Here is a 25,446-nt window from a genome sequence, read left to right as displayed (position 1 = left end):
ATGTACGTCTATCGCATCATGCTGTTTCTGGTGTTTGGTGGCTATCTGCTCTCTCCGCTACTGATGAATGGCTGGAGCGACCCGGAGGCCGCCTGGTACCGGCCCTTTGCGATTTGGGGTGGTTTAATTGCGTTAACCCTCTGGCTGGAGCAGAAGAGGAAGCTTGATGAACGTTGAGATAGTCGGTGTCCTACTGCTGGGGCTGGGCTATTTAGCGCTGCTGTTTGGCTGCGGTTTTGTAGTAGAACGCGGCTGGATACCGGTGCGCATTACCCGCCATCCCATTGTCTATACCCTTGCCCTGGGGGTTTACGCCAGCGCCTGGGCGATTTACGGCAGCGTGGAAATGGCCGCCCATGCCGGGTTTGGCTTCCTCGCCTACTACCTGGGCGCAGCGGGTGCCTTCTTGCTGGCCCCCGTGCTACTCGTGCCTATCCAGCGCATCACCCGCACCTATCAACTAACGTCGCTGGCGGATCTGTTTGCTTTTCGCTTTCGCTCCCGCTGGGCGGGCACGCTGGTCACCCTGGTCAGTCTGCTGGCAGTGCTGCCCCTACTCGGTATTCAGGTACAAACCCTCAGCGAAGCCATCAATATCATCACCGTCAGCCAAGCGGGGGGCAGCGTTGCACTGCTTTTTTGCGCGGTAATCGCCGCTTTCGCGGTGATTTTCGGCGCCCGCCACAGCCAGTCTCATGGCCGCCACGATACCCTGCTAAGCGCCATCGCGTTTGAATCGATTGTTAAGCTGCTGGCGATGCTGGGACTAGGGGCTGTTGCCATGTGGATGGTGTTTGACGGCCCCGGCGACTTACAGCGTTGGCTGGAAGGCCCTGGCGCAATCCTCCAGCAGCAGACGCCCAAACTTGACCCTGCTCAGTGGCGCACCCTGCTGCTGCTGTTTTTTGCCGCAGCCTTCATGATGCCGCATCTGTTTCATATCAGTTTTTCAGAAAGTCTATCGCGGCACACCCTGCTACAAGCAAGCTGGACGCTGCCGCTGTTTCTGCTGCTCATGGCGCTGCCCGTGCCGTTGATTTGGTGGGCGGCACAATCGATCAACCCTGACATTCCCATCGCCGCCTATGCCGCCTACCTAATGAGCGAGCACTGGTGGGTGGGGGCAGTGGCATTTATCGGCGGGTTAGCCGCCGCTAGCGGCACCATGATTATAATTGCGTTGGCGCTTTCTGGCATGGTGCTTAATCATATTGTGCTGGTAGCGAGGCCCCCGGAAGCACGCAGTGATCTCTACGGCTGGTTGCTGTGGCTACGCCGTGGGCTCGTGGTCGCGGTGATTATCGGCGGCTGGGTGTTTTACCAATGGGTGGGGCGCCATCATGGCCTCATCGGCTTGGGGTTAGCCGCCTTTGTCGGCATGGCTCAGTGCCTGCCCGGCATGCTGGCACTGCTCTATTGGCCGGGAGCTAACCGTAAAGGCATGGTGATTGGCCTGATCGCCGGTGTCGGCGTATGGCTATGGGGCCTTTGGCTGCCGCTTATGTTTTCGCTCCCCGTACCGACGCTACCCATTACACCGCTTACCGACACTGGTGCACCGGTTTGGTACAACGTCACGTTGCTGTCGTTAGCGGTCAATATCCTGCTGCTGATTGTGATATCGCTGTTCACGCGTATTTCTGAAGGTGAGCAGTCCGCCGCAGAGGCGTGCTCGGTGGATGCCGTTATCCGCTCCAAACGCTTTCCACTGGAAGCCGCCACGGCCAGCGACTTTTCTACCCACTTAGCCCACGCACTCGGCGATGAAGCAGCCAGCCGCGAAGTGAACAGGGCCCTGCAAGCGCTCAACTTAACGCCCCAGGAGCGCCGCCCCTATGCCCTGCGCCGCTTACGTGACCGAATTCAGGCAAACTTGTCTGGTTTGATGGGGCCTTCAGTGGCTCGGGACATCGTCGATCGCTACCTGCCCTACCGCCATGACGACACCCCGGAAACCGACGATATTCACTTTGTCGAGAGTCGACTGGAAGCTTACCGCTCGCGACTAACAGGGCTAGCCCGTGAGCTCGACGGCTTGCGCCGTCACCACCGGCAAACCCTGGCCTATCTGCCTGTCGGGCTGTGCGTTCTGGGGGATGACGATGAGCTCTTGATGTGGAATCAGGCGCTCTCGCAGCTCTCGGGAATTAGCGGTGAAAGTGTGATCGGCTCACGCCGCGATAGCCTGCCAGCCCCCTGGCCCAGGCTCTTGGGCAGCGCGTTAGATGCCACGCCAGGCCCGCTCTACAAGCAAGCGGTGGCGCTGCACGGCCGGGACTACTTCCTGACCCTGCACAAAGCCATTCTCAGCGGCAATGACAGCCGTGGCGGCAGCGTCATCCTGATTGAAGACCACACCGAAATGAAGTGGCTGGAAGATGAGTTAGTGCATGCCGCGCGGCTCGCCTCTATCGGCCAGCTAGCCGCCGGGGTCGCCCATGAAATTGGTAACCCGATTACCGGCATCTCATCTCTGGCGCAAAATCTCCGCTACGACACCAACGATCCTGCCCTGCTGGAGACCGCCGACCAAATCCAGCAGCTTACTCAAAGGGTCACCAAAATCGTTAACTCATTGGTTGGCTTTGCCCATGGGGGGCGCCAGTCGGTGCCGCTGCCCGCCTCGCCGGTGGCGCTTGCATCGATTAGCGAAGACGCACTGCACTTGATCCATCTCGCCCGCTCGGGAGAGGATGTTATCCTAACCAATGAGACACCCGACGATGTGGTGGTGCGTGGCGATGCCCAGCGATTAACACAAGTGATGGTCAATCTGCTCAGTAATGCCAGGGATGCCTGTGGTCTGGGAGGAGAAGTTCACATTACCGCAGGATGCCAAGGGCAGCTTGCCTGGTGGCGGATAGTCGATAACGGTCAGGGCATCGACCCACGGGTACGAGACCACTTATTCGAGCCCTTTACCACCACCAAACCCGCCGGCGAGGGCACCGGCCTGGGCCTTTCTCTGGCCTACCAGATTATCAATGAGCACCAGGGTAAAATAGACGTGGCCTCGCCACCCCCGGGACAGCCTCGCGGCACGGCCATTACGCTATGGTTGCCGCTTTACCAACAGGATGATCAGCCAACCCATGCCCAGGATTCTGATTGTTGAAGATGAAGCGATTATTCGCAGCGCATTGAAGCGGCTGCTGGAACGTCACGACTATACGGTCAGCGAAGCAGGCAGCGCTGAGGAGGCCTGCCAGCTTGAGCTCACCGGTTTCGATCTCATTATTAGCGACCTGCGCCTACCGGGCGAACCGGGCACGACGCTGATCGCGGCAGCCGTGCCCGTACCGGTATTGATCATGACCAGTTATGCGAGCATGCGCTCGGCGGTAGAAGCACTCAAACTAGGCGCGGTGGACTATGTCGCCAAGCCCTTTGACCACGCGGAGCTGCTTGAAACCGTTGAGCGGATCCTGCATAAGCAGTCCATGCAACAGAGCCCTCCGCCGGATATCACCGATGCAGGCGGCAGCCGACAAACCATGATCGGCAACTGCGTCGCCATGCAGCAGGTCTACACCCGCATCAGTAAAACCGCCCCCGCCGATGTCACCGTACTGATTCTCGGCGAGTCCGGCACCGGTAAAGAACTGGTGGCACGCGCTATTCACCAGCAGAGCAAACGCGCCAAGGCACCGCTGATCTGCGTCAACTGTGCAGCGATTCCTGAAACGCTGATCGAATCCGAACTGTTTGGTCATGAGAAAGGCGCTTTTACCGGCGCCAGCGCTGCGCGCACCGGGTTAGTCGAAGCCGCTGATGGCGGCACGCTGTTTTTGGATGAGATTGGCGAGCTTCCATTGGATGCCCAGGCACGCCTGCTACGCGTTTTGCAAGAGGGTGAAATCCGCAAAATCGGCTCGGTCGAAACCCGCCACGTTAACGTCCGTCTCATTGCGGCCACTCACCGTGATCTGCGGGCGCTGTCGAAAACCGGCGAGTTTCGCCTCGACCTTTACTACCGCCTGAACGTGATGCAGATCGAGCTGCCTCCCCTGCGCGAGCGTGAGGATGACGTGCTTGAGATCGCTGACATCCTGCTCGACAAAGCGTGTAAACGGCACGAGCGCACGGGGCTGCGCCTATCCCGCGCAGCCCGTCAGGATCTGCGCGACTACCCATGGCCGGGCAATGTACGCGAGTTGGAGAATGCCCTTGAGCGCGGGGTAATTCTTGCCGAAGGACATCTGATCCACCCGGATGATCTGGGACTGGCACCGGCTACCCCTCGCCCCCATACACCGCCCGTTAATGCCTCAGTTAGCAGTGGCAGCGGGGATAAAAACGCCGAAGAGAATGAAGACGACCTCTCTTTAGAAGATTACTTCCAGCACTTTGTGCTTGAGCACCAAGACCAAATGAGTGAGACCGAACTGGCACAAAAACTGGGTATTAGTCGTAAAAACCTCTGGGAGCGGCGCCAACGTTTGGGGATACCGCGCAAAAAAACCGCCCGTCGCCCAGGCTAACCCCCTGGGCAATGCTATCCGCTCATGCCATCACACACTTACGACTATCGTCTAATATACTGATTTAGATAAGAAATATCCTGCCTGACGCTACCCAGGCACTGTTACCTTCCCACACAACACCGCGCACAAACGGACGCAAAAGGGGTAACACTTCTCGCGCTACAAAGTTCCGCGGTGACTTAAAAAACTCCAACCTTCTGAAATTTATAATTTATTAAATAGGTGGCACAGGGTCTGCAGTATTACTGGGTAAGAAAAACAAACTGGGCATAGCGGTAGGTCGCCAATAAAAACAACATGACCTCACCCCCACCTGAGCCACAACAAGAACAACAGGGCCAGGTAGAGATAACGGTACTAATAAAAACAACAGGCTTGAATCTCATTACTTGCTTGCGCAGGCAACACAGGCGCAGCGAACAATAATAAAAGCAGCAAGTGGCCCGATAAGGACGCGACGTACAACGTGACTCGGCATCCTAACAACAACAATAGCTGTCAGTGTGTGCACCCCGGCGCCAATAATAATTCCCCGGGGGGAGAAAAGTTCGCGGTTGGATTATTGTTTTGAATACGAGGCGGTCGGAACTACCGTGCTCCTCACGCCTACCGACTGTGGTGCGTATTCAGGGCGATGTGCCATCATGAAGAAAAATAGCAGCACGGACGCTGATTGATTGCTTGATAGGGGAGGCTCTCTTAGCCTCCCCTTTCCGTGTCTGTCCACTATAAAACTCGATGCAAAAGGCTGTGAGCATCACGCGCTGGCGTCAAGTGCTTTGCAAGCCGCTCTTTGCAAGCCATAGAGGGTCGGCTACACTCAGCCATTCGTGGTTTATGTTCAGTACTCGTTTGAAGTGTTTTCTAACGACTATGTTTACGACCATTTTTTCGTATCCTGCGAGTTGAAATCGTCGCATGTTTAAAGGATTTACCCGTTTCCTACACAGCCCGGGGGAGCAATTGAAAACCTTGCTTGATCCCCAAGAGAGCAGCACCAGCGCCCTTGCTCCGCGCAACATCCCTCGGTCCGAGCACCCTGTTTCTCGCCAGCATATTAGTGATGCCGCGTTAAAAGTGCTTTATCGCCTTAGCGGTGCCGGTTACGACGCCTATTTAGTAGGCGGCTGCATACGCGATGCGCTGCTTGGCAAGATGCCCAAGGATTTTGACGTCGCCACCAACGCCACTCCCGAGCAGGTTCGCGATCTATTTCGTAATTCGCGCCTGATTGGCCGCCGTTTTCGGATTGTCCACGTGCGCTTTGGCCGCGAGGTCATTGAGGTCACCACTTTCCGTGGCAAACCCCAAGACGAGCATGGCGATCACATTGCCCACCAGTCCGATGAAGGGTTACTGCTACGCGACAATGTGTGGGGCAATATTGAAGAGGACGCGCTGCGCCGCGACTTCACCGTTAATGCGCTCTACTACAATATCGCCGATTTCAGCATCACCGATTTTGCCAATGGTGCCGAAGACATCAAGACCCGCACCCTGCGTCTGATTGGCGATCCGGCGACACGTTACCGCGAAGATCCGGTCAGAATGCTACGGGCGGTGCGCTTTGCGGCTAAGCTCGACTTTACGCTAGACCCCGCCACCGAAGCGCCAATGTACGATCAGGCGCCGCTGCTGCTGCAGATTCCTCCTGCACGTCTATTCGATGAAGTGCTCAAGCTGTTTATGTCGGGACACGGCTTGGTCACCTTCCGACTGCTTAGCCACTACGGCCTGTTTGGCATGCTGTTCCCCGAGGCTGAAGAAGCCATGGCCGATGCCGCCTGGGCCGAAGAGCTGATTGAGCAGGCGCTGACCAACACTGATAAACGTATCGCCGAAGAGCGCCCGGTTACCCCGGCCTTTCTATTGGCAGCCTTCTTATGGGCGCCGGTCAAGCATCGTCAGGAAGCGCTGGAGCAAGAGGGCATGCCCCCTATTCCCGCCCTGCAAGCAGCAGCTCAGCAGGTGGTCTCTCGTCAGTTAGAGTTCACCTCGATCCCCAAGCGCTTTGGCATTCCCATGCGGGAAATTTGGGAATTACAGCAGCGTCTGCCCCAGCGGCGCGGTAAAAAAGCCTTTCAAACCCGGGAGCACCCGCGCTTCAGGGCCGGCTATGATCTGCTGCTGCTACGCGAACAGGCAGGCGAAATACCCAGTGGTTTAGGCGAGTGGTGGACGGCATTTCAGCGCGGCGATGAGCACGAACAGCGTCGCTTACTGCAAAAAGTGGGTGGCGACCCCGCCAGCCAGGGTGATCGTCGTCGCAAACGGCGCCGTAAGCCGAGCGCGCCAGAGTAGTGGGTGCTTCTCCCCAGCTCGCCTATATTGGCTTGGGTAGCAATCTAGAGTCGCCTATCGAGCAGGTTCGCGAGGCCCTCAACGAGCTGGCAATGCTACCACTAAGTCGATTGGTGGTAGCCTCATCGCTCTACGCCAGCCGCCCTGTGGGCCCACAGGATCAGCCGGACTTTATCAACGCCGTAGCGGCGCTGGAGACACACCTCTCGCCACTGGCACTGCTTGATCAGCTTCAGGCGTTAGAGCAGCAGCATCGCCGCCGCCGCCAGCGCCACTGGGGGCCTCGAACGCTCGATCTGGATCTACTGCTCTACGCCAACGACGCTATCGACACGCCTCGGCTACGCGTCCCCCACCCGCAAATGACTGCCCGGGCCTTTGTACTGCTCCCCCTTGCCGAGATCGCCCCCTCTCTAGATCTGCTCCAACAGCCGCTATCCACATGGCTTGAGCAAGTTGAAAACCAAGGCTTGGAACGCTTATCTAACGCCTAGTGTGCGGCTAACGCTACCTTTTGACACAAATCTCGACACCGACACCCCATTCAGGTAACAATCACCGGTTACGCCACTTCGCGCATGCAGGGATGCAGCATCAATAATGGTCGGCTGCCTATGTCGCAGCGGCCTCACGTAAAACATGAGAGCACGCCATGAAAACCGTCACCCTAAGCACGCTGCAGGCCTATAAGCAGGCTGGCGAGACGTTCAGTTGCCTAACCGCTTACGATGCCTCCTTTGCCCACGCGGCAAGCCAGGCGGGCATTGATGTCCTGCTGGTCGGTGATTCGCTGGGCATGGTGCTACAGGGCCATAACAGCACTCTCCCCGTCACCATTGACGATATCGTTTACCACACCCGCTGCGCGGCACGTGGCAAAGGCCACAGCCTGCTGATGGTGGATCTGCCGTTTATGAGCAACGCCACCACCGAGCGCCTGTTGGAAGATGCCGGTGCCGTGATGCGCGCGGGAGCGGAACTGGTCAAGCTGGAAGGTGAAGCGTGGATGGCCGATGGCATACGTGAACTTACCCGCCGCGGCGTACCGGTATGTGCACACCTTGGGTTAACCCCGCAAACCGTGCATCAGCTAGGTGGCTATAAAGTGCAGGGCCGCGATGCCGCTCATGCGGAACGCATCATTAATGACGCAAAAGTACTTGTCGAGGCAGGCGCTTCGGTGATTCTGCTCGAGTGCGTTCCTGCCAGCCTGGGCAAAGCGGTTACCGCTGCGCTGGATGTACCGGTGATTGGCATTGGCGCAGGGCCGGATACCGATGGCCAGATCCTGGTAATGCACGATGTGCTTGGCGTTACCCATGGCCGTACGCCGCGCTTTGTAAAAAACTTCATGGCTGAGGCTGATAGCATTCAAGCGGCTTTCCAGCACTACCACGAAGCCGTCAAAACCCGCGCCTTCCCGGCTCAAGAGCACTGTTTCTAAGCACCGTTTCTAAAAACCGTTTTTAAGAACCGCTTTTAACAGCCGTTTTAAGACAGCTCGACTATCGCCCATTTTTTGTTATTGACACGAAACGACTATGCGCACTTTGCGAGATATTGATCAGCTACGCAGCACGCTGCGAGATTACCGCCAACGGGGCCAGCGTATTGCCCTGGTACCCACCATGGGCAACCTACATGCCGGGCACCTGGCACTGGTCGCCTGCGCGCGCAAGCACGCCGACATTGTGGTCGCAAGCCTGTTTGTCAATCCGATGCAGTTTGGCCCAGGCGAAGATTTAGACGGCTACCCGCGTACCTTTGATGCCGATCAAGCGCAGCTTATCAAAGCCGGTTGCGACGTGCTGTTCGCCCCGGCGGTAAGCTCGCTCTACCCCAACGGCTTGGACGCCCAGACCCGCGTGCATGTGCCCGTGGTGGGCGAAGGGCTGTGCGGCGGCTCACGCCCCGGCCATTTTGACGGTGTCTCCACCGTGGTCAGCATGCTGTTTAATCTGGTACAGCCAGACGTCGCCTGCTTTGGGGAGAAGGATTACCAGCAGCTGGCGGTGATTCGTAAGCTGGTGTGTGATCTGCATATGCCTATCGAGATTATCGGCGTGCCCATCGTGCGCGCAGAAGATGGCTTGGCACTGTCATCACGCAACGGTTATTTAAGTAGCGAGGAGCGTGCAATCGCCCCTGCGCTTTATCGCACGCTGTGTACGCTTCGCGATGCCTTAGCGCGCGGGGAACCTATCGAAAAGGTACTACGCCAGGGCCATACCGCGCTGTATGATGCGGGCTTTACGCTGGACTATCTGGAACTGCGCGATGCCACGCTAGGCCCCATTAACCTAGCAACCCGCCATGCGGTACTGCTGGTCGCCGCCAAGCTGGGCCCGGCGCGATTAATCGACAACCTCACTGTTCAACTCCCGGCCAGCGCTGCCAGAGAATAAACAAACAACGGGTAACAATAGGAACTCACATGCATACCATCATGCTCAAAGCCAAGCTGCACATGGCACGCGTCACTCACGCGGTACTCAACTACGAAGGCTCCTGCGCCATCGACGGCGACCTGCTGGATATGGCGGGCATTCGTGAAAATGAGCAGATCCAGATTTACAACGTCGAGAATGGAGAACGCTTCACCACTTACGCCATTCGCGGCGAGGAAGGCTCCAAGCTTATATCGATCAACGGCGCTGCGGCCCACCTCGCCGCGCCGGGCCACCGGATCATTATCTGCAGCTACGCCCACTACTCTGAAGCAGAGCTGGAAAAGCATCAGCCCGCGCTGGTGTATCTCCAGGAAGGCAACCACGTCAGCCACACCAGCAATATTATCCCGGTGCAGCTGGCCTGATCACAACTGGCCTAATCTTAGCACCTCTAATGCTTTCTTCTGACGGGCCACATGTTGGCCCGTTTTTATTTGCCCATAAAGGTTTATTGCCGCAACGCATCACCATCCCCTATGCTGAAGGGACGGCTGACAGAGTAAGAATAAAAGAGAACGGCTGACAGAGCAGGCCTATCGGGCATCTGGCATCAGACTGTCTGTTAATCACTTCAGGAGTCATTTTATGCAAGAAGTAGTCATTGTTGCGGCACGCCGCACCGCTGTGGGCGCTTTCGGTGGTTCCCTCGCAGGCATTCCCGCGAGCGATCTGGGCGCTCTGGTGATCAAGGATATCCTCGCCTCCACCGGCGTTGCTCCCGATCAGGTTGACGAAGTGCTACTGGGTCAGGTGCTCACCGCAGGCGTTGGCCAAAACCCAGCGCGACAAGCGGCCATCAAGGGCGGTCTGCCAGACTCGGTACCGGCCATGACCATCAACAAAGTGTGTGGCTCAGGGCTTAAAGCACTGCATCTCGCCACTCAGGCAATCCGCTGCGGCGATGCCGAGCTGATTCTGGCCGGCGGCCAGGAGAATATGTCCGCTTCGCCTCACGTACTGCCCAATTCCCGCAACGGTCAGCGCATGGGCGATTGGAAGGCGATTGATTCCATGGTGCACGACGGCCTGTGGGATGCGTTCAACAACTACCACATGGGCATTACTGCCGAGAACTTAGCCGAGAAGTACGGTATCACCCGCGAAGCGATGGACGAGTTCGCCGCGGCGTCACAGCAGAAAGCCGCTGCCGCCATCAAAGAAGGTAAGTTCAAAGGCCAGATCGTGCCGGTGGAAATTCCCCAGCGCAAAGGCGATCCGGTGGTATTCGACACCGACGAAAACCCACGGGAAGTGACCGCCGAGAAGCTTGGCGGCATGCGCCCTGCGTTTAAGAAGGACGGTACCGTTACCGCCGGTAACGCCTCGGCGCTCAACGACGGCGCGGCAGTGGTGATGCTCTGCTCCGCCGAAAAAGCCAAGCAGCTGGGGCTAGAGCCGCTGGCACGCATCGCCGCTTACTCCAACGCAGGCGTTGACCCCGCCATTATGGGTATCGGCCCCGCACCGGCCACCCGCCGCTGCCTGGAAAAAGCCGGCTGGAGTCTGGACGATCTGGACTTGGTGGAAGCCAACGAAGCGTTTGCCGCCCAGGCGCTATCCGTCAATAAAGAGCTCGGCTGGGATACCTCTAAAGTGAACGTCAACGGCGGCGCGATCGCCCTGGGCCACCCCATCGGTGCCTCCGGCTGCCGCGTACTGGTCACGCTGCTCCACGAAATGATCGCCCGCGACGCCAAAAAAGGCCTCGCGACGCTGTGTATCGGTGGCGGTCAGGGTGTTGCGCTGGCTATCGAGCGTCCTTGATTATTGTCTGAGGTAACGCCAAACCAATGCCCCCGCTGCTTACGGGGGCATTTTTTTGTGCCTCCTGGTTCAACGCGTTTTCTGGCCAACTACCTTGGCTGGCGTGCTTAGTACCAACAGCGCCCCCAGCAGGAATAATCCTGATGCGGCCCACATGGCGATGGGTAGGCTAGTACTGTCAACGATACGCCCGCCGACCATCGCCCCCAGGCCAATGGACATATTGAAGGTAAACGCCATCAACGCTGTAGCGGCTTCGGTATTGGGTGCGGTGCGTAGAATCCAGGTTTGAATGCTGACCGAGACGCTGCCGAACACGGCGCCCCATACCATAAGCAGTATCACGCCACTACTCGGCTGCACCCCTAGCAAAGGAAATACGGCCACGACAAGGAGCAGCAAGCTGGGAATCGCCAGCACTGCGCGGTAGGGGTGCCGCCCGGCAAACATACCCGCCGCGATATTACCCACAATGCCCGCCGCCCCGTAAAGCAGCAGCAGACTGCTCACATGGCGCTGGGAAATACCGCTGATCTCTTGCAGGATGGGGCTAATAAAGGTGTAGGCAGCAAAGTGGCCAACCACCACAAAAGCCGTGGTTAACACCGCTACCCGCACGCCACGATTTGTAAACTGCTGGGCGAGGACTTTAAGCCGCACAGGCTCCCGTGGCGGTAACGGTGGTAGCCAACACCACAGCGCAGCGGCCGTTAACAGGCTTAGGACACCCAGCGCCCCAAAGGCGACTCGCCAGTTGCTGAGATCCCCCAGCAGCGTGCCCAGTGGCACACCCAGCACCGAGGCCGCCGCGACACCACCAAAAATCATCGTCATCGCTTTTGGCACCTGAGCCTCTGGCACCAGGCGTGGGGCAATGCTGCCCGCCACCGCCCAAAAGCCACCAATACTAAGCCCCACCAGCACGCGGGCGGCAAGTAACAGGATAAAGCTGCTGGCCAATGCCGATAGCAGACTCCCGGCCACCATTACGGCCATCAATACCGTGAGCATAATGCGCCTGTCCAAGCGCCCCACCGCTACCGGCAACAAAGGGGCTGAAAAGGCAGCGACCACACCGGGCACGGTGACCATTAAGCCTGCCATGCCTGGGGTAACGCCCATTGAATCGGCCACTTGAGAGAGCAACCCAATCGGCAGCTGCTCAGCGGTCACCAGTAAAAAAATGCCGATCATCACGGCCACCACCGCCCACCAACGCGGCGCTTGTTGCTGCTCCATCTGCTGCTCCCTGACTGTCTAAATCCCGGCGCACAAAGCGATACCTAATCACAAAACAATTCTTTGCTAAAATAGTATCTAGCAAAAAAGTGCTTTGCTAAAACAGCACCTAGCAAAAGCATTACCTAGCAAAAACAGTTCTTAGCAAAAACAACGCCCCCGCAGCCAGAGGCTACGAGGGCGGTATCAGAAACCTAGATTACGATTTAAATCGTCGCTTCGGTTTCCGCTGCTTCCGCGGTAAAAGCGGCTTTCTCTTCTTCGGTGATCTCTTTCATCGACAGCTTAACGCGGTTGCGGTTGTCGATATCCAGAACCTTAACGATCACTTCATCGCCTTCGTTCAAGAAGTCGCGCACGTTGTTAACGCGTTCGGCAACGATTTGCGAGATGTGCACCAGGCCATCGGTACCCGGCATGATATTAACGAAGGCACCAAAATCGGCAATACGCACGACCTTGCCCCTATACAGCTTGCCGATTTCCGCTTCAGCGGTAATCGCCAGTACGGTGTCGATGGCGCGCTTGGCGGCGGCTTTATCTTCCGCGTAAATACGCACGGTGCCATCGTCGTCGAGATCAATAGAGGCGCCGGTGTCTTCGCAGATTTTGCGAATGGTTGCGCCACCTTTACCGATAACGTCACGGATCTTGTCCGGATCGATTTTGATCGTTGCCATGGACGGCGCGTTGTCGGAGACATCGCTACGGCTCTGGCTGATAACGACATTCATCTGCTCGAGAATACTCAGTCGCGCAGTCAGTGCTTGCTGCAGCGCGAGCTCCATAATCTCTTCATTGATGCCTTCGATCTTGATATCCATCTGCAGGGCGGTAATGCCCTCTTCAGAACCAGCGACTTTAAAGTCCATATCGCCAAGGTGATCTTCATCACCCAGGATATCAGTCAAGACGGCAAAACCGTCATCGTCTTTCACCAGGCCCATGGCAATCCCGGCGACCGGTGCTTTCAACGGCACGCCTGCATCCATCAAGGCCAGCGAAGAGCCGCACACAGAAGCCATGGAGCTTGAGCCATTGGACTCGGTAATTTCAGACACCACACGAATGGTGTAAGGGAAAGCTTCTTCGGATGGCAGCATCGCCTGGACGCCACGACGCGCCAAGCGACCATGACCGATTTCACGACGTTTCGGGCCACCTATAAAGCCCGCTTCGCCTACTGAGAAGGGAGGGAAGTTGTAGTGCAGCATAAAGCGGTCTTTACGCTCGCCTTCCAGGGACTCGATCAGTTGGGAATCACGCAGGGTACCCAGCGTCGCCACGGCAATCGCTTGGGTCTCACCACGGGTAAAGATGGCGGAACCGTGGGCTTTGGGCAGCACACCGACTTCGATGGCCAGCGGGCGAACGGTCTGGTTGTCACGACCATCAATACGCGGCTCGCCTTTGATAACCCGTGAACGCACCACGCGTTTCTCCAGGCCCGCAAAAGCACCTTTCACTTCGTCGCGACTGAATTTGTCATTCACCGGCTCGCCTTCGTCGGCAGCCAGTAGCTCAATCGCCTGCTCTTTCAGCTCAGCCAGTGCATCCTGGCGCTGCATTTTGTCGGTGATGCGGTAAGCATCGCCCACTTTCGCTTCAAAGGCATCGGCCATGGCGGCTTTCAGCGCCTGGTTCTCTTCGGCAGCCTGCCACTCCCAGCGCGGCTTGCCCGCTTCGGCAACCAGCTCGTTGATCGCCGTAATGGCAACCTGCATCTCTTCGTGCGCGAACAGTACGGCGCCCAGCATTTCGTCTTCAAGCAGCTCTTTAGCTTCAGACTCAACCATCAGCACGGCTTTTTCAGTACCGGCGACGACCATGTCCAGCTCAGAGGTGGCCAATTCTTCAACCGTGGGGTTGAGGAAGTAGCCTTTGTCTTCGTTAAAACCAACGCGGGCTGCGCCAATCGGGCCACTAAACGGCACGCCAGAGATGCTCAGCGCCGCCGAGGTGCCAAGCAAAGCAGCGATATCCGGATCGTGGTTGCGGTCGGTGGAGAGAACGGTACAGACGACCTGCACTTCGTTCATAAAGCCTTTGGGAAATAGCGGACGAATCGGGCGATCAATCAGCCGCGAGGTCAGCGTCTCTTTCTCAGTGGGACGACCTTCGCGCTTGAAGAAGCCGCCAGGAATCTTGCCCACTGCGTAGGTTTTCTCTTGGTAGTGTACCGAGAGGGGGAAAAAGGGTTGGCTCGGGTTAGCCTCTTTACGAGCAACCACGGTACACAGTACAACGGTGTCATCCATGGTAACCATGACAGCGCCGGTGGCCTGGCGAGCAATACGCCCGGTTTCGAGCGTGACGGTGCTACGACCGTACTGGAACGTTTTCTTTACCGGATTCACAGCGACTTCCTTCAGCATTATCAATATCTACTTGTCTATTCGTTTAGGTCGTTTTGACTCGTAACCATTCTAGGCGCTGGAGCGCCATAGGGCTACCAGTTCTCTATTTGCTGTTAAACAGGAAACATAAAAAAACGGGCAGCCCACAAGGAGCTGCCCGCTTCTAATCGTTGCCGTTAACGCTTAACGACGCAGACCCAGACGCTGAATCAGGGACTGATAGCGTTCGAAATCTTTACGCTTTAGGTAGTCCAGCAGCTTACGACGCTGGTTAACCATGCGGATCAGACCACGACGAGAGTGGTGATCCTGTTTGTTGGTCTTGAAGTGATCCTGCAGGCCATTGATGTTGGCGCTCAGCAGGGCAACCTGCACTTCAGGGGAACCCGTATCGTTATCGCCGCGGCCGTATTCGGTGACGATCTCGGCCTTCTTCTCAGCGGTTAAAGCCATCTGTATCTCCAGTAAGCAATATGCCTAAAAATGAATGGGTGAGACCACGCATATTTGCAGTCTCAAGCTACTATTTTACGTCTTGCATCTTACTATTTTCACGTAGGCTGCGGCTTCCTTGCAACTAGCCTTACGAGATAGCGACAGTACTTAACAGCCGCTTTGGTGCCACTTCCTGGGCACCTTTCACTACGCCAAGGCCGATAAACGTCTCGGCGTAATAAAGTCGGGCTACTTCGTCCGGGGCTAATGCGCCGGTTTCGAGAGCAGCGGGCTGGCCGTGGGCCAAACGAGAATGGGCGGTGTCGTCTACCGTCAGTAACGGCAAATGATCCACCAGCACATCCACGGGCATAAGCTCAGCTTCCAGTGCCGCTTGGTCGGCCAATGCTTCCAAGGCCTCTAGCGTCCACATCGCGTCGGCTAAAAAGGGCCCCGTTTTGAGCCTTCTTAGTTGACTGATGTGCGCGCCACAGCCAAGCGCTTGGCCAATATCTTCGGCTAACGTGCGGATGTAAGTGCCTTTACTGCAGCTTACTTCCAGCTCGAAAGCAGTGTCTTCAAACGCTAGCAGGCGCGCATCATACACGCTTACGCGCCGGGCTGCACGCTCTACCTGCTTGCCTTCACGGGCCAACTCGTAAAGTTTTTTGCCGTTATGCTTTAAGGCCGAGTACATCGGCGGCACTTGGTCAATCTCACCGCGAAAACGGCTAAGCACAGCCTCCACGTCATCGACGCTTAGGCTGGGAACCTCGTGCTGCTCCATCACCGTACCTTCCGCATCGCCGGTATCGGTGATCACCCCCAGTTCAATCCGGGTGCGATACACCTTGTCGGCTTCCAGCAAGTGCGACGAGAACTTGGTCGCTTCGCCCAGGCAAATCGGCAATAAGCCGGTTGCCATTGGGTCTAGCGTGCCGGTGTGCCCGGCTTTTTGGGCCTGGAACAGTCGGCGGACTCGCTGCAATGCATGGTTACTGGAAACGCCCTTGGGCTTATCCAGCAGCAGTACGCCATTAACCGGCAAGCCGCGACGTTGACGCGCCACTAGCGAGTTTCCTCACTCTGCTCGGCATCGCTGTCACCCTTATCGTCTTGATAGCGTGCACGATCCGTCGTCACCGCCTCATCAATCAATGAAGAGAGTTGCTGACCGCGCACCACGCTTTCATCGAAATGAAAACGCAGCTCCGGTACATGACGTAGCTTGATGCGCTTGGCAATCTGACTTCTTAGAAAACCGGCGGCGCGCTTAAGCACCTGCAGATTCTCTTTAATACGCTCGGGCTCTTGCTCACCCAACAGCGTGACATAGACATCAGAGTAGCCAAGGTCGCGGCTAACGGTGACACCGCTGACCGTGACCATGCCTAAACGTGGGTCTTTCACTTCGCGTTGGATCAATACCGCCAGCTCCTTCTGGAGCTGGTCGGCTACCCGGTCGGTACGCTTGAATTCGCGCATGTTTAGCTCCTCGCAGCCTTACAGGCTACGCTCGACCTTCACTTGGTCGAAGACTTCGATCTTATCGCCGACTTGGACATCGTTGTAGTTCTTCACGCCGATGCCACACTCCATGCCGTTGCGCACTTCCTGTACATCGTCTTTGAAGCGGCGCAGCGATTCGAGCTCGCCTTCGTAGATCACGACATCGTCACGCAACACGCGGATCTTCTTATTACGATGCACGCTGCCTTCAATCACCATACAGCCGGCGATGGCACCAATCTTCGGTGCACGGAACACATCGCGCACTTCGGCAATACCGACGATCTCTTCTTTCCACTCAGGTGCGAGCATACCGCTCATCGCCTGCTTGACCTCGTCGATCAGCTGGTAAATAACGCTGTAGTAGCGTAGATCCAGACCTTCGCGCTCAACGATCTCGCGGGCAGCAGCGTCAGCACGGACGTTAAAGCCGACCACGATGGCTTCTGACGCAAGCGCCAGGTTGGCATCGGTACCGGTGATACCACCGACACCTGAAGAGACCACGGCCACTTCCACTTCACCGGTAGAGAGCTCTTCCAGGGCGCCTTTGATCGCTTCCAAAGAACCTTGAACGTCGGCTTTGAGGACGATGTTGACCTTGGCCACTTCGTCTTGGCCCATCTGGCTGAACATGTTCTCCAGCTTGGCCTTCTGCTGACGCGCCAGGCGCACTTCGCGGTATTTGCCTTGACGGAAGTTAGCCACTTCGCGGGCTTTCTTCTCGTCGGCCACGACCATAAAGTCATCACCGGCGTCCGGGGTGCCGCCCAAGCCTTGAATCTCTACCGGCATGGCCGGGCCAACCTCGTCTACTTGCTGGGCAAGTTCGTTGGTCAGCGCACGCACGCGGCCGTAGTGCAGGCCAGCCAGGACGATATCACCCTTTTTCAGCGTACCGTTCTGAACCAGTACAGTAGCGACCGGACCACGACCTTTATCAAGGCGTGACTCAACCACTACGCCTTTACCCGGCGCAGACGGAACGGCTTTAAGCTCAAGCACTTCAGAGACCAGTTGGATCGCTTCCAACAACTCTTCAATACCTTCACCGGTTTTGGCGGAAACGTGAACAAACTGGGTGTCACCGCCCCACTCTTCCGAGATCACGCCGTGCTGCGAAAGCTCGTTCTTGATGCGGTCAAGATCGATGCCAGCTTTATCGATCTTGTTGACCGCTACCACCATGGGTACTTCAGCGGCTTTAGAGTGCTCAATCGCTTCAATGGTTTGCGGCATCACGCCATCGTCGGCAGCCACCACCAGAATGACCACATCGGTCGCCTTGGCACCGCGGGCACGCATGGCGGTAAACGCCGCGTGGCCTGGGGTATCCAGGAAGGTAACGCCACCGTGGTTATCTTCCACGTGGTAGGCACCGATATGCTGGGTAATACCACCGGCTTCACCGGTGGCCACCTTCGCTTTACGGATATAATCCAGCAGCGAAGTTTTACCGTGGTCAACGTGCCCCATTACAGTAACAACGGGTGAGCGCGTGATCTCTTCGCCTTCATAGGAGATGCCTTCGAGCATTTCCGTTTCCAGCGCATCGTCTTTTACCAGCTTCGGCGTATGGCCCATCTCTTCTACCACGATCGCAGCGGTATCCTGATCGATGGTTTGGTTGATGGTTACCGCCGCGCCCATGTTAAACATGGCCTTGATCACTTCGTTGGCCTTGATCGACATTTTGTCGGCCAACTCCGCTACGCTGATCGACTCAGGGATCGATACTTCACGCACGATGGGCTGAGTTGGCTTCTGGAAAGCGTGCTTTCCATTGCCGCTCTGGCTGCCACCACGGCGACCACCGCGACGCTGCTCGGCACGTTTCACCTTCTTGCCGCCACCGCGTTTGCGCTCTTCGCGATCACCCCGATCTTCATCGTCGCGACGACCTTTATTCTTCGCTGCCGTCTTCTTCGGCGGAGCGGTACGACGGTCAGTGCGGCCCTCTTTGGGCGGCGCTGGCGGCATATCGTCACCGGAAGGCGTGTCGTCGATCTCAAGATCGGGCACTGGGATATCCGGCGCTGCAGACGCTTTTTCAGCTTTTGGCTTGGTCTCAGCCGGCTTCTTAGCGGCTGCCTCTTTCTTTGCCGCCGCCTCTTCAGCTTCCTTAGCTGCCTGGGCCTTCTGCGCAGCCGCTTTTTCTTCGGCTGCACGCGCATCGCTTACTTTACGCTCTGCTTCGGCTTCCGCCATATCGCCCACTAGCTGGCGCGGGCCGGTGTAACTAGGCTCCGGCGCTTTCGGCTTTTCCTCTTCGGCGCTTTTGACGTAAGTCTTTTTCTTACGTACCTGCACTTCAATGGTTTTACCGCGCTCGCCGGTATTGATACGGCTACGGGTTTTGCGCGTCAGCGTGATGCGGTTTTTACCCGCTTCAGCGGTGTCGCTACCGCCGTGGCTCTTCTTCAAAAAACTCAGCAGCTTCTGCTTATCTTCTTCAGACACGGCATCACTTTCTCGAGCGTGCTTTAAACCCGCTTCCTTCATTTGCTCTAGCAGGCGAGGCACATCACGGCCCACCTTTACTGCGAAATCTTTAACTGTCATATCTGACATATTGACCCTCCTCAGCCCGTGACCTGTTTACTGTGTGTTCGAATCCGATGCGTCATCGATTTCAAACCAGGGCGCACGGGCAGTCATGATCAGTGCCGCTGCGCGCGCTTCGTCCAACTCCTCGATATCGACCAGATCGTCGACAGACTGCTCGGCGAGATCTTCCATAGTGACAATGCCGCGGCTGGCGAGAATGAAGGCCAAGTGGCGCTCCATGCCATCCATCTCCAGCAGATCAGCTGCTGGCTGGGCACCGTCTAGCGCTTCTTCCGAGGCAATGGCCATCGTCAGCAGCTCGTCTTTCGCCCGTGCGCGTAGCTGCTCGACCAAATCTTCATCGAACTCTTCGATTTCGAGCATCTCTTCCATCGGCACGTAGGCGACTTCTTCCAGGGTAGTGAACCCCTCTTCCACCAACAGGCGAGCGACATCTTCATCCACATCGAGGTGCTGGATAAAAGAGTCCACCAGGCTATCAATCTCTTGATCGCGCTTAGATTCCGCTTCCTCTTCGGTCATGACATTAATTCGCCAGCCGGTAAGCTCAGAAGCCAAACGCACGTTCTGCCCGCTCCGGCCAATGGCCTGAGCAAGGTTATCTTGCGCCACGGCCACGTCCATTGCGTGGGCGTCTTCGTCAACAAGAATAGACCCAACATCGGCAGGCGCCATGGCGTTAATCACTAACTGTGCGGGGTTATCGTCCCAAAGCACGATATCGACACGCTCGTTTTGCAGCTCCGAAGAGACTGCCTGCACACGCGAACCGCGCATACCCACACAGGCACCCACAGGATCGATGCGACGATCGTTGGTTTTTACCGCAATTTTGGCCCGTGAGCCGGGGTCCCGCGCAGCGCCTTTGATCTCAATCAACTGCTCGGCGATCTCTGGCACTTCAATTTTGAACAGCTCGATGATCAGCTCCGGGCACGTCCGCGATAGCTGCAACTGGGCACCGCGTGCGTCTGGATCCACTTTGACCAACAAGGCGCGTACCCGCTCGTTCATGCGGTAACGCTCGCCGTGAATCATTTCATTGCGCGGCAGGAACGCCTCAGCGTTTTCGCCCAAATCAATGATCAGGCCATCACGGGTGGTCTTTTTAACGATGCCCGCCACCAGCTCGCCTTCACGATCAGCATATTGGCGCACCACTTCAGCCCGCTCGGCTTCGCGCACTTTCTGTACGATAACCTGCTTGGCGGTTTGTGCAGCGATACGGCCAAACGAGGCATTTTCGATGCTTTTTTCCACCACATCGCCCAATTTCAGCGGTGGGTCGCGCTGTTCGGCAATGCTCTGTTTAATTTCGTAATCTGGCGTTTCGAATTCGTCATCTTCCACCACTGTCCAGGTGCGGAAGGTTTCGTATTCGCCAGTGCGACGGTCAATATGCACGCGCACATTGGCTTCTTCTCTTTCAAAACGCTTGCGTGACGCGCTCGCAAGAGCGGCTTCTACCGCCTCGAAGATGACATCACGCGGGACGCCCTTCTCATTGGAGATCGCGTCAACGACCATTAAAATTTCTTTACTCATGCGTATGCCTCGCCAGAAAACCTATCCTTATGTGCATCACCCCGGCAGCCTGCCGGCAGCGCCGCCACTCGGTCAATCGTCGAACTGCGGTACAATGTGAGCAGAATCAATACTCTCAATTGGAAAGCAGTACTCTTCGCCATCCAGTTGCAGGAGCACTTCATCCCCCTCTACACCGACCAAAAGCCCCTGATACTTGCGCCGCCCATCAAAGGCAGTGCGCAGTTTCAGCGCGACGTGATGACCTTGAAAGCGGGAAAACTGATCCAGGGAATACAAGGGGCGTGCCATACCGGGCGAAGAGACTTCCAACCGGTACTCACCGGCAATGGGGTCTTCTACATCCATAACGGCACTGACTTGGCGGCTAATATCTGCGCAGTCTTCCACGCTGACGCCACTCTCGCGCTCAATATAGATCACCAGACGCGAATTTTTGCCCTGGGAAAGATGCTCAATGCCCCATAGCTCAAAGCCCATGGCAGCAACAACAGGTTCTATCAGCGCGTGAAGCGCAGCGTGTTTAGTGGCCACAGACAAAGCTCCTATAGCCGTTGCATCAGGCACCTGGCCAGGAGTTATTAGATAAGCTAGGTGGCTGATTGGCGTTACTCGGGAATGTGTCTCCGTTTTCCGGACGACATCCGCTATTAAAGTGTTCGTGCTAACGCTATTCTTACTAACAAGGCGGCGCCAATAGTCCGCGCACAAGCGCACTTGCCAGTCAAAAGCTGCTAACAAAAAGCCCCTTCACTGGAAGGGGCTTTTTGAAAGAAACCTTGTGTACCATTTCTTAAGTACTACTTCCAGTACTGTCTTAGCAACATGCAGCAGGCTGTGCCTGAAGCGACTGTTATTTTCTATACAACTTCAGAATAACAATCTAGAACACGTTACTAGAAAATGGTAGCGGGGACCGGATTTGAACCGATGACCTTCGGGTTATGAGCCCGACGAGCTACCAGACTGCTCCACCCCGCATCAATCTAGGTCGACGATAATAGACACAAACACTACTTACGTCAAGAACTTCTTGCGTCAAGCTGTCTTTTTCGCCTCAGGTGCCAAACTTGGCATTCTGGCAACAAAAGAAACATTCTGGGAAGCTGGTGAACCAGCAAAACAGATGGTGCCGAAGGCGGGACTTGAACCCGCACGACCATACGGTCACTACCCCCTCAAGATAGCGTGTCTACCAATTCCACCACTTCGGCAACAGGGGAGGCTAAAAAACAGACAGCTACTTACTCGCTGCTTTCCTCTAGCACTGGCGCGGCATTATCCACGTCTGCTGGCCTGTCGTCAAGCGTTGGAACGCTTTGCTGCTGCTCGATCAGGCGCGAGTCGGGAATCCCGGCTTCTGGCGCTTGGCCTGCCTGGGTAGCAAAATAAGCCAACGCCATCGAGGTGACGAAAAAGCCCGCCGCCAACACAGCCGTCGTGCGCGACAGGAAGTTACCGCTACCCCGCGAGCCAAATACCGTTTGTGAAGCACCGCCCCCGAAGGCAGCGCCGGCCTCGGCACCTTTACCCTGCTGAAGCAGAATGAGTACCACCAGGGCGACCGCAATCACCACATGGATCATAAGAATTGCAACTTGCATGGCGTTATCCTGCTGACTGACAAATGGCATAAAAATCATCGATCTTGAGTGAGGCTCCGCCCACTAGACCGCCGTCGATATCGGGCTGAGCGAGCAGCTCAGCCGCATTGCTTGCGTTCATGCTGCCACCGTAAAGCAAGCGCAGTTGCTCAGCGAGCCCCTTATCGAAGCCCGCTTGGTAGGCACGGATGCCTGCCATCACTTCCTGGGCCTGCTCAGGGCTGGCCGTACGCCCAGTACCAATGGCCCAAACGGGCTCGTAGGCAATCACGACCTGCTTGCGCTGATCGGGCTCTAGGCGAGACATTACATAGCCCACTTGACGAAGCACTACATCCATCGTGCGGCCTGCGTCGCGCTCCTCTAGAGACTCACCTACACAAAGGATCGGCTTGAGATCAACATTTAAGGCTGCCAAAAGGCGCGCTAAAATTTGTTCATCGTTCTCTTTGTAGAGCTGGCGTCGCTCGGAGTGCCCCACCAACACATAAGAGACCGCAAACTCTTTTAGCATGCGACCACTGACTTCGCCGGTATGCGCCCCAGAGTGAATGGGGTTCAATGTTTGTGCGCCTAACGACAGCACCGTCCCTTCAAACGCGTGTCTCGCCGCATCCAAATAGGGGAACGGCGGAATAATAACCACATCCAAGTTCGTTGGCGATACGGCGGCAGAGAAGGCCTGACCGAACTCATTGATCAACGCCACGGAACCGTTCATTTTCCAGTTGCCGGCGATTAAAGGCGTACGCATCGACTCTCCTCACTCATGGTGGAGCGAAATGGTATAGGAGCGGCCTTGTCAAGACAACCGCTGTTATGCTTACAGGCTGGGTTTACCCAACCTGTTTACTAAACCTATTTATTAAACCTGCTGGCGGAACCGGTTTTCTGTGCTACTTGGTGGTACTTAGCTAGTTAAGCAGTGCCTGTACCTGGTCAGCTAGGGTGCGCGCCAGTTGATCGACATCTAAATGGGCGCGCCCTTCCACCATTACACGGATGAGCGGCTCAGTGCCTGAGGGGCGCAGCAACACCCGGCCCTCATCGCCTAGCTCATGCTCTAACGCAGCTACCGCCTGTTGGAGTGGCGCAGAAGCCATTACCTCTTTGGCGTTGGCATGGGCGGGTAAACGTACATTAACCAGCGCCTGGGGTACTTTTTCCAGCTCTTTTAACAGTGTCGGCAGGCTCTTCTGCTCGCGCATCATCAATGCCAGTACTTGTAGCGCAGAGACGATCCCGTCACCGGTGGTCTGCACGTGGGCGCACACGATATGCCCCGACGACTCTCCGCCTAACTCCCAACCATTAGCGGCCATACGCTCCATCACAAAGCGGTCACCCACTTTAGCGCGTTCAAAGGGGATCCCCAGCTTTTCCAGCGCCATCGATAGGCCAAAGTTTGACATCAGGGTGCCCACCACGCCGCCTTGAAGCAAACCACGCTCGTGACGATCTCGGGCAATCAGATAGAGAATATCGTCGCCATCGACTTCACGCCCGTCGCCGTCTACCAGCAACACGCGGTCGCCATCGCCATCAAAGGCAATTCCCAAATCAGCATTTTGCTGAATAACAGCGGCACGCAGAGCCGCGGGATGCGTTGACCCCACCTGCTGGTTAATGTTTAACCCATCAGGCGCAGAGCCAATGGTGGTGACATCAGCCCCCAGCTCGCGAAAAACATTGGGGGCAATATGGTAAGTAGCGCCGTGAGCACAATCCAGAACGATTTTGAGCCCGTGAAGGCTAAGCCGATCGGGCAGCGTCGATTTGCAAAACTCGATGTAGCGACCCGCGGCGTCGTCGATGCGGGTTGCCTTACCCAACTGTGCGGCCTCCGCCGTGGTTAACGGCGCCTCCAGCATCGCTTCAATGCGATCTTCCGTCTCATCAGGGAGCTTCTTACCCTCGGCGGAGAAGAACTTGATGCCATTATCGTCAAAGGGGTTGTGCGATGCCGAAATGACGATGCCTGCATCAGCCCGAAATGTGCGCGTTAAATAAGCGATCCCTGGCGTGGGCATTGGCCCCAGCAGTGATACATCGACACCCGCGGCCGAGAGCCCAGCCTCCAGGGCGGACTCGAACATATAGCCGGAGATCCGCGTATCCTTACCGATCAGCACCCGCGTTCGCCCTTTATCTCGGCGCAGTACCTGTCCCGCCGCCCAGCCCAACTTGAGCATAAAGTCGGCGGTAATCGGCGTTTTTCCCACCGTCCCGCGAATACCATCTGTCCCAAAATAGCGCCTTGTCATGCGTCAAACTCCTTGTTAAGCGGCGGCTCGCAGCCTTCTTGTAGTACCGCCCACGCCATATTGACTGCGTCGACCGTTGCAGCCACATCATGCACGCGCAAAATATTTGCCCCACGCTCAACCGCCATGGCAGCGAGCGCCAGACCACCAGAGAGACGCTCCTCCACTGGGCGGCCCAACACTTTTCCAATCATACTTTTGCGTGACATACCCACTAGCACCGGGAGCTCCAGCGATTGCAGAGACTCCATGTATTTGAGTAAGCGTAGATTGTGTTCAACGGTTTTGCCGAAGCCAAAACCAGGGTCTATCAATAGACGATTGCGGCGCAGACCGGCCGCCTCGCACTCGGCAACCCGACGGGACAAATACGCCGCCACTTCATCTTCAATCGGACGCTGATAAGCAGGTGCCTGCTGCATATCCTGAGGTTCGCCCTGGCGATGCATCAAGCAGACAGGTAAGCCACTCCCTACTGCGGCCAACAGGGCACCTTCGCGCTCTAATGCGCGGACATCGTTAATCATGCCCGCGCCCAACTCGCTCGCCTCGCGTATCACCGTCGGGCAACTGGTATCTACCGACACCAACGCATCCAGCTCGCGCACCAGAACTTCCACTACAGGCGCGACCCGATCCAACTCCTCCTGGGCACTAACCGGGCTAGCCCCAGGGCGGGTAGACTCGCCGCCCACGTCTATCATTGCCGCCCCTTCAGCCAGCATCCGCTCGGCGTGGCGCAGCGCGTCATCCAGCGCTACATGCTGCCCACCATCGGAAAAGGAGTCAGGGGTGACATTGAGAATACCCATCACACGGGGAAAGGAGAGATCCAACAGATGGCGTCCGCAACGCAGCTGGAACGCGCTTTCTGCGCTTCGTGCCAAGGACGTGTCCAGAATTGATTTCATGCTGCAGCTGATCAA

The 25,446-nt window shown here is 56.8% G+C and carries 21 protein-coding genes and 2 tRNA genes; 9 read left to right on the top strand and 14 right to left on the bottom strand.

Annotated elements, in window-relative coordinates:
- From OM794_RS02000 to OM794_RS01960, 9 genes are all read left to right on the top strand, one after another.
- The gene (locus OM794_RS02000; RefSeq protein ID WP_007111811.1) at positions 1-177 is read left to right on the top strand and encodes a hypothetical protein; all 177 of its coding nucleotides are present in this window, start codon (positions 1-3) and stop codon (positions 175-177) included.
- Positions 167-3,115: an ATP-binding protein gene (locus OM794_RS01995; RefSeq protein ID WP_226250352.1), complete on the top strand. Its 2,949-nt coding sequence runs from the start codon at positions 167-169 to the stop codon at positions 3,113-3,115. The genes OM794_RS02000 and OM794_RS01995 overlap by 11 nt, the downstream gene beginning before the upstream one ends.
- Positions 3,093-4,481, top strand: a complete 1,389-nt coding sequence (locus tag OM794_RS01990) for a sigma-54-dependent transcriptional regulator (RefSeq protein WP_226250351.1) — start codon at positions 3,093-3,095, stop codon at positions 4,479-4,481. Before OM794_RS01995 ends, OM794_RS01990 begins: the two co-directional genes overlap by 23 nt.
- Before the next feature lie 921 nt (positions 4,482-5,402).
- Positions 5,403-6,785: a polynucleotide adenylyltransferase PcnB gene (gene pcnB / locus OM794_RS01985; protein WP_226250350.1), complete on the top strand. Its 1,383-nt coding sequence runs from the start codon at positions 5,403-5,405 to the stop codon at positions 6,783-6,785.
- Positions 6,785-7,279: a 2-amino-4-hydroxy-6-hydroxymethyldihydropteridine diphosphokinase gene (gene folK, locus OM794_RS01980; protein ID WP_226250349.1), complete on the top strand. Its 495-nt coding sequence runs from the start codon at positions 6,785-6,787 to the stop codon at positions 7,277-7,279. The genes pcnB and folK overlap by 1 nt, the downstream gene beginning before the upstream one ends.
- A 158-nt stretch (positions 7,280-7,437) precedes the next feature.
- Positions 7,438-8,229, top strand: a complete 792-nt coding sequence (gene panB, locus OM794_RS01975) for a 3-methyl-2-oxobutanoate hydroxymethyltransferase (protein ID WP_088702205.1) — start codon at positions 7,438-7,440, stop codon at positions 8,227-8,229.
- A 97-nt stretch (positions 8,230-8,326) separates the two neighbouring features.
- Positions 8,327-9,190 (top strand): pantoate--beta-alanine ligase, encoded by an 864-nt coding sequence (gene panC / locus OM794_RS01970; RefSeq protein WP_226250348.1) that lies wholly within the window; start codon positions 8,327-8,329, stop codon positions 9,188-9,190.
- Between the two features lie 29 nt (positions 9,191-9,219).
- Entirely contained in the window at positions 9,220-9,600 is a 381-nt protein-coding gene (gene panD, locus OM794_RS01965; protein ID WP_088702203.1) for an aspartate 1-decarboxylase, read from the top strand.
- Positions 9,601-9,820: 220 nt separating this feature from the next.
- Entirely contained in the window at positions 9,821-10,999 is a 1,179-nt protein-coding gene (locus OM794_RS01960; RefSeq protein WP_088702202.1) for an acetyl-CoA C-acetyltransferase, read from the top strand.
- 69 nt (positions 11,000-11,068) lie between these two features.
- On the opposite strand, the gene OM794_RS01955 is transcribed toward OM794_RS01960, so the two are convergent.
- From OM794_RS01955 to folP, 14 genes are all read right to left on the bottom strand, one after another.
- On the bottom strand, positions 11,069-12,238 hold the full coding sequence (locus OM794_RS01955) for an MFS transporter (RefSeq protein ID WP_226250347.1): 1,170 nt from the start codon (positions 12,236-12,238) through the stop codon (positions 11,069-11,071).
- A 206-nt stretch (positions 12,239-12,444) separates the two neighbouring features.
- A complete protein-coding gene (pnp, locus tag OM794_RS01950) occupies positions 12,445-14,613 on the bottom strand; it encodes a polyribonucleotide nucleotidyltransferase (RefSeq protein ID WP_226250346.1) in 2,169 nt (722 codons plus the stop codon).
- Between the two features lie 165 nt (positions 14,614-14,778).
- On the bottom strand, positions 14,779-15,048 hold the full coding sequence (gene rpsO, locus OM794_RS01945; RefSeq protein WP_007111823.1) for a 30S ribosomal protein S15: 270 nt from the start codon (positions 15,046-15,048) through the stop codon (positions 14,779-14,781).
- 130 nt (positions 15,049-15,178) lie between these two features.
- Complete coding sequence (gene truB / locus OM794_RS01940; RefSeq protein ID WP_226250345.1) at positions 15,179-16,099, bottom strand: tRNA pseudouridine(55) synthase TruB; 921 nt, start codon at positions 16,097-16,099, stop codon at positions 15,179-15,181.
- Positions 16,099-16,515 carry a 30S ribosome-binding factor RbfA gene (gene rbfA, locus OM794_RS01935; RefSeq protein ID WP_226250344.1) on the bottom strand — a complete coding sequence of 139 codons (417 nt, stop codon included), beginning with the start codon at positions 16,513-16,515 and terminating at the stop codon, positions 16,099-16,101. Before rbfA ends, truB begins: the two co-directional genes overlap by 1 nt.
- Positions 16,516-16,533: 18 nt before the next feature.
- Complete coding sequence (infB, locus tag OM794_RS01930) at positions 16,534-19,110, bottom strand: translation initiation factor IF-2 (RefSeq protein ID WP_226250343.1); 2,577 nt, start codon at positions 19,108-19,110, stop codon at positions 16,534-16,536.
- A 27-nt stretch (positions 19,111-19,137) separates the two neighbouring features.
- On the bottom strand, positions 19,138-20,652 hold the full coding sequence (nusA, locus tag OM794_RS01925; RefSeq protein ID WP_226250342.1) for a transcription termination factor NusA: 1,515 nt from the start codon (positions 20,650-20,652) through the stop codon (positions 19,138-19,140).
- Positions 20,653-20,724: 72 nt separating this feature from the next.
- Positions 20,725-21,186 (bottom strand): ribosome maturation factor RimP, encoded by a 462-nt coding sequence (rimP, locus tag OM794_RS01920; protein WP_226250341.1) that lies wholly within the window; start codon positions 21,184-21,186, stop codon positions 20,725-20,727.
- A gap of 370 nt (positions 21,187-21,556) precedes the next feature.
- Positions 21,557-21,633: transfer RNA gene (locus tag OM794_RS01915), tRNA-Met, on the bottom strand.
- 146 nt (positions 21,634-21,779) lie between these two features.
- Positions 21,780-21,866, bottom strand: a tRNA-Leu gene (locus OM794_RS01910).
- A gap of 30 nt (positions 21,867-21,896) precedes the next feature.
- Positions 21,897-22,256: a preprotein translocase subunit SecG gene (gene secG / locus OM794_RS01905; protein ID WP_226250340.1), complete on the bottom strand. Its 360-nt coding sequence runs from the start codon at positions 22,254-22,256 to the stop codon at positions 21,897-21,899.
- A gap of 4 nt (positions 22,257-22,260) precedes the next feature.
- Positions 22,261-23,010 carry a triose-phosphate isomerase gene (gene tpiA / locus OM794_RS01900; RefSeq protein WP_226250339.1) on the bottom strand — a complete coding sequence of 250 codons (750 nt, stop codon included), beginning with the start codon at positions 23,008-23,010 and terminating at the stop codon, positions 22,261-22,263.
- Between the two features lie 160 nt (positions 23,011-23,170).
- The gene (gene glmM / locus OM794_RS01895) at positions 23,171-24,520 is read right to left on the bottom strand and encodes a phosphoglucosamine mutase (protein WP_226250338.1); all 1,350 of its coding nucleotides are present in this window, start codon (positions 24,518-24,520) and stop codon (positions 23,171-23,173) included.
- Entirely contained in the window at positions 24,517-25,431 is a 915-nt protein-coding gene (gene folP, locus OM794_RS01890; RefSeq protein ID WP_226250337.1) for a dihydropteroate synthase, read from the bottom strand. The genes glmM and folP overlap by 4 nt, the downstream gene beginning before the upstream one ends.
- Between the last annotated feature and the right edge of the window lie 15 nt (positions 25,432-25,446).

The sequence above is a fragment of the Halomonas sp. BDJS001 genome (assembly GCF_026104355.1).
In the GTDB taxonomy this organism is placed as follows: domain Bacteria; phylum Pseudomonadota; class Gammaproteobacteria; order Pseudomonadales; family Halomonadaceae; genus Vreelandella.
The sequence above is the reverse complement of the archived record's forward strand: the minus strand, read 5'-3'. Positions and strand labels throughout refer to the sequence as shown.

Excerpts from the sequence above, each read along its gene's own strand:
- OM794_RS02000 (WP_007111811.1), top strand. The coding sequence starts at position 1 with ATGTACGTCTATCGCATCATGCTGTTTCTGGTGTTTGGTGGCTATCTG.
- OM794_RS01995 (WP_226250352.1), top strand. The coding sequence starts at position 167 with ATGAACGTTGAGATAGTCGGTGTCCTACTGCTGGGGCTGGGCTATTTA.
- OM794_RS01990 (WP_226250351.1), top strand. The coding sequence starts at position 3,093 with ATGCCCAGGATTCTGATTGTTGAAGATGAAGCGATTATTCGCAGCGCA.
- pcnB (WP_226250350.1), top strand. The coding sequence starts at position 5,403 with ATGTTTAAAGGATTTACCCGTTTCCTACACAGCCCGGGGGAGCAATTG.
- panB (WP_088702205.1), top strand. The coding sequence starts at position 7,438 with ATGAAAACCGTCACCCTAAGCACGCTGCAGGCCTATAAGCAGGCTGGC.
- panC (WP_226250348.1), top strand. The coding sequence starts at position 8,327 with ATGCGCACTTTGCGAGATATTGATCAGCTACGCAGCACGCTGCGAGAT.
- panD (WP_088702203.1), top strand. The coding sequence starts at position 9,220 with ATGCATACCATCATGCTCAAAGCCAAGCTGCACATGGCACGCGTCACT.
- OM794_RS01960 (WP_088702202.1), top strand. The coding sequence starts at position 9,821 with ATGCAAGAAGTAGTCATTGTTGCGGCACGCCGCACCGCTGTGGGCGCT.
- OM794_RS01955 (WP_226250347.1), bottom strand. The coding sequence starts at position 12,238 with ATGGAGCAGCAACAAGCGCCGCGTTGGTGGGCGGTGGTGGCCGTGATG.
- pnp (WP_226250346.1), bottom strand. The coding sequence starts at position 14,613 with ATGCTGAAGGAAGTCGCTGTGAATCCGGTAAAGAAAACGTTCCAGTAC.
- rpsO (WP_007111823.1), bottom strand. The coding sequence starts at position 15,048 with ATGGCTTTAACCGCTGAGAAGAAGGCCGAGATCGTCACCGAATACGGC.
- rbfA (WP_226250344.1), bottom strand. The coding sequence starts at position 16,515 with ATGCGCGAATTCAAGCGTACCGACCGGGTAGCCGACCAGCTCCAGAAG.
- infB (WP_226250343.1), bottom strand. The coding sequence starts at position 19,110 with ATGTCAGATATGACAGTTAAAGATTTCGCAGTAAAGGTGGGCCGTGAT.
- nusA (WP_226250342.1), bottom strand. The coding sequence starts at position 20,652 with ATGAGTAAAGAAATTTTAATGGTCGTTGACGCGATCTCCAATGAGAAG.
- secG (WP_226250340.1), bottom strand. The coding sequence starts at position 22,256 with ATGCAAGTTGCAATTCTTATGATCCATGTGGTGATTGCGGTCGCCCTG.
- tpiA (WP_226250339.1), bottom strand. The coding sequence starts at position 23,010 with ATGCGTACGCCTTTAATCGCCGGCAACTGGAAAATGAACGGTTCCGTG.
- glmM (WP_226250338.1), bottom strand. The coding sequence starts at position 24,520 with ATGACAAGGCGCTATTTTGGGACAGATGGTATTCGCGGGACGGTGGGA.
- folP (WP_226250337.1), bottom strand. The coding sequence starts at position 25,431 with ATGAAATCAATTCTGGACACGTCCTTGGCACGAAGCGCAGAAAGCGCG.